Annotated in this window: 2 protein-coding genes and 1 pseudogene; all 3 read left to right on the top strand. The window is 39.4% G+C overall.

The window, feature by feature from the left end:
- The first annotated feature begins 241 nt into the window (after nt 1-241).
- Entirely contained in the window at nt 242-1,258 is a 1,017-nt protein-coding gene (gene obgE / locus K8F54_RS13635) for a GTPase ObgE (RefSeq protein WP_290791831.1), read from the top strand.
- 107 nt (nt 1,259-1,365) lie between these two features.
- Nucleotides 1,366-2,733 (top strand): T9SS type A sorting domain-containing protein, encoded by a 1,368-nt coding sequence (locus tag K8F54_RS13630; protein ID WP_290791830.1) that lies wholly within the window; start codon nt 1,366-1,368, stop codon nt 2,731-2,733.
- A 3-nt stretch (nt 2,734-2,736) separates the two neighbouring features.
- Nucleotides 2,737-4,043 (top strand): annotated as a pseudogene (locus K8F54_RS13625) (hypothetical protein); the annotation flags it as partial.

The following is a 4,043-nucleotide window of genomic DNA, read 5'->3' as shown; positions in this document are numbered from 1 at the left end:
CAACGAAGCCGTGATCAGAAATCGTATAAAAGTATATTACGATGAGACGGCTATTTTAAAGGGATACTATAAAAAACAAGACAAATACTACGGTGTGGACGGCGTGGGGAGCATTCAAGAAATCACCGATCGTTTAAGTGCCGTTATTGACAAATTATAAAACTCAAAAATTTGAAATGTAAAACTGAAAGTGTCTATAAAAATGAACTTTTAGCTTTTGCCTTTTACATTTTCCATTGATATGACCGAAGGAAATTTTGTTGACTATGTAAAGATTCACGTGTCTTCCGGTAAGGGAGGAAAAGGAAGTGCGCATATGCGACGTGAAAAATACATTCCCATGGGGGGCCCCGATGGTGGTGACGGCGGTCGTGGAGGTCATGTGATTTTAAAGGCGAACAAGAATCTTTGGACGCTGTATCATATAAAGTTTAAACGTCACTTTAAAGCCGAACAGGGTGGAGCAGGAAGTAAACAGACCAGTACAGGTGCCGATGGAGCCGATGTGTATATTGAAGTCCCATTAGGAACCGTTGTTCGAGATACCGAAACCCAAAAGATCCTATTCGAAATTACGGAGGATGGTGAAGAGCGGATTGTAGCGAAAGGTGGAAAAGGAGGCCTAGGGAACAGTCATTTTAAAACAGCTACACGCCAAACTCCCCGTTATGCGCAACCGGGCCTGGAAGGGGAAGAGGCAGATATTACCCTTGAGTTAAAAGTATTGGCCGATGTGGGCTTAGTAGGCTTTCCCAATGCCGGGAAATCTACCTTACTCTCGGTAATTACTTCGGCAAAACCTAAGATTGCCAACTACGAATTTACCACACTGAAACCCAATTTAGGCATCGTGAAATACCGCGATTTCCAATCCTTTGTGGTAGCTGATATCCCTGGAATTATTGAAGGTGCCGCCGAAGGTAGAGGTTTGGGACACTACTTTTTAAGACATATTGAACGCAATTCAACCTTGCTGTTTTTAATTCCGGCAGATGCCAACGATATCAAGGAGCAATACGAAATACTGCTGGACGAATTACGTCGCTACAACCCCGAATTGTTGGATAAGCAACGCCTGGTTGCCATTTCGAAAAGTGATATGTTAGACGAAGAACTTAAAACCGAAATGAAGGCAGAGCTGGACAAACAATTTAAAGGAATACCGTATTTATTTATTTCATCTGTGGCCCAGCAAGGGCTAACAGAACTTAAAGATAAGCTGTGGGCGATGCTGAACGAAGACCCTATATCGAAATAGGTCAAAAGGTACTCCTTTTACTAATCTTCTATAAATCAGCATATTTATAACGTATTTTCCGTATCTTGATGTGATCAATTTTTGATTGCTATATGAAAATGTTTTTTTTGAGCTCACTGCTTTTGTTAGGTAGTGTAGTGAGCCTTGCACAATGTCCTACTTCTCCAATTTTATTGACTACTCAGGAGGAGATTGATAATTTTGCTACCAATTATCCGAATTGTTACGTGCTTACACACGAACTTAAAATTGATGGTGATAATAGTAATATTACCAACTTAAACGGGCTTTCTGTCATAACAAATACTCAGAATTTTTATATTCTAAAGACCGGAATAACCGATTTCTCTGGATTGGAACATCTCATTTCTACATCACATTTATCGATAGGATTTAACCCAAACATCCAAAATTTGAGCGGCTTAAGTACCTTGCAATCGGTAGAAGAGTTTACCATTTGGTTCAATCCGGGGTTGACGAGCGTTGATGGTCTTCCCGTTTTACAATCGATTGATCGATTGAATATCTTTCAAAATTATACATTGAACGATATCACGGCATTCAACACTATAGAATCACTACAATCACTAAGTATTGGCGGAAATGGAATGACATCGCTCGTCGGATTTGAAAATTTACATTCAGTTGAAGAAGACGTTTTTATTTCGAACGAAAACTTACAAGATTTTAATCCGTTATCAAATTTGAGTACCATAAACGGCTCCTTATATATTTGGAATCATTCGCAATTACAAGACCTTACCGCCTTTTCGAGTATCACCTCTGTGGTAGATCTTTTTGTAGTGGGTTGTACCAATTTGACCAACCTTGCGGGCTTAGAAAACATACAGACCGTTAGCGGTAGATTACGGATTGGATATAATCCGGGTCTTACAGATCTTTCTGTTTTAAACAATATTACCTATGTTGAAGATTTGGACATTTATGAAAATGAACAATTAACTTCTTTGTCGGGTCTAGAGAATTTACTCGAAATTCAGCAAACATTGTACATTTTGGATAACCCGATTCTGACAGATATTTCGGCATTAAATAATGTAACGCCTTTTGAGGTAGACCAGGTGGTCATACAGCGAAATACAAATCTCGCAATGTGTAATAATGATTTTATTTGTGGAATACTCGAACTTCCTGCCGTGGAAAAGGTGTTTGAGAACAATGCTCCTGGGTGTAATTCGATTCCCGAAATTGAAGCTGCTTGTATACTGTCTGTACCAGATGAAATCCTTCAAGGGGCTATTTCAATCTACCCGAATCCGGTTTCGGAAATACTATTCATTTCCGATTCTGTAACCATTTCTTTCGAAAATGCGTCTCTATATAGCCTACTGGGACAGCATCTTATGGAAACCTCTGAAAAAGAGATCGATATGTCGCATCTTAGGGATGGAATTTACTTTATAACAATCACTACCAGTCATGGTAACATCAATAAAAAACTCATAAAACGATAAGTCATGAAAAAACAACTACTACTCTTCGCGGCCTTGTTCTTCAGCTTTCAAATAGGTTTTGGACAATGCCCAACTTCCGATATTATTTTAACAACACAGGCCGATATAGATAATTTTGCGACGAACTATCCAAACTGTTCAATAATGACACATGAACTACGTGTTGACGGTGCTAATAACACCATCACCAATTTAAACGGATTAGCACCTATTACCGTAGCCGAAGACATTTTTATCCTAGCGACACAAATTACAGACCTATTTGGATTGGACAACCTGGAGACGGTTTCACACTTGGCACTTTGGGGGAATCAAAACTTAGTAGACATGACAGGTCTTTCCGCCATGCAGTCAGTGGGTGATCTGGAAATATGGGTAAACAGCGGATTGTTGTCAATGGCAGGCATGACGAATCTTCAATCCATTGAAGGCTTGAACTTATTTGCGAATTCGAGTCTTAGCGATATCTCTCAATTCGGTTTTGTCCAAGAATTACAAGAATTGACATTGGGAGGAAATGCACTTACCTCTTTAATAGGCTTGGAAAATTTACAAACTGTGCTTGGCGATGTGAACATCTCCAATGAGGCAATTACTAATTTTAATGAACTGGCTGGATTACAATCTATAGGTGGTTCCTTGTTGCTTTCCAACAATCCGGCACAGGATGTGTCTGCATTTAACAATATAACCCAGCTGGTCGACCTATACGTAGTGGAGTGCCCAAATTTGGCAAATCTAGACGGATTGGAAAACATCCAAACAGTGAGTGGAAGATTGCGAATTGGATTTAATCCACAACTTACCGATCTTTCGGCCTTTAGTGCAATTGAATCTGTTGGAAATCTGGATGTTTATGAGAATCAAAATATACAATCACTGTCCGGATTGGAGAACTTAGTGCATGTTGAGGAACGTGTATTAATCATGGACAATCCGCTTTTGAACTCCATAGAGGCTATTGGCAATATTGTTCCCGGACCCATTAGCGAAGTGGTTATATTAAACAATCCCAACCTGGCTGTTTGTGCAAATCCATTTATTTGTGAAGTACTGGAAGATCCGGCTGTTACCAAGTATTTTGGCAATAATAGCAGTGGATGTAATACCATTCCGGAAATAGAAGTGGAATGCTTATTATTAGGGGTTATAGATGTAGATGTATCTTCTGGGATTAGTGTGTATCCCAACCCGGTCTCAGACATTCTCAACATTACAGTTTCTGAAACAATTACTTTTGAAAAGGCAACCGTATATAATGTGCTAGGACAACAGCTTTTAGACACTTCAGAAAAAAGTATTGATGTATC

The sequence above is a fragment of the Altibacter sp. genome (assembly GCF_019913785.1).
Lineage (GTDB): Bacteria > Bacteroidota > Bacteroidia > Flavobacteriales > Flavobacteriaceae > Altibacter.
The sequence above is the reverse complement of the archived record's forward strand: the minus strand, read 5'-3'. Positions and strand labels throughout refer to the sequence as shown.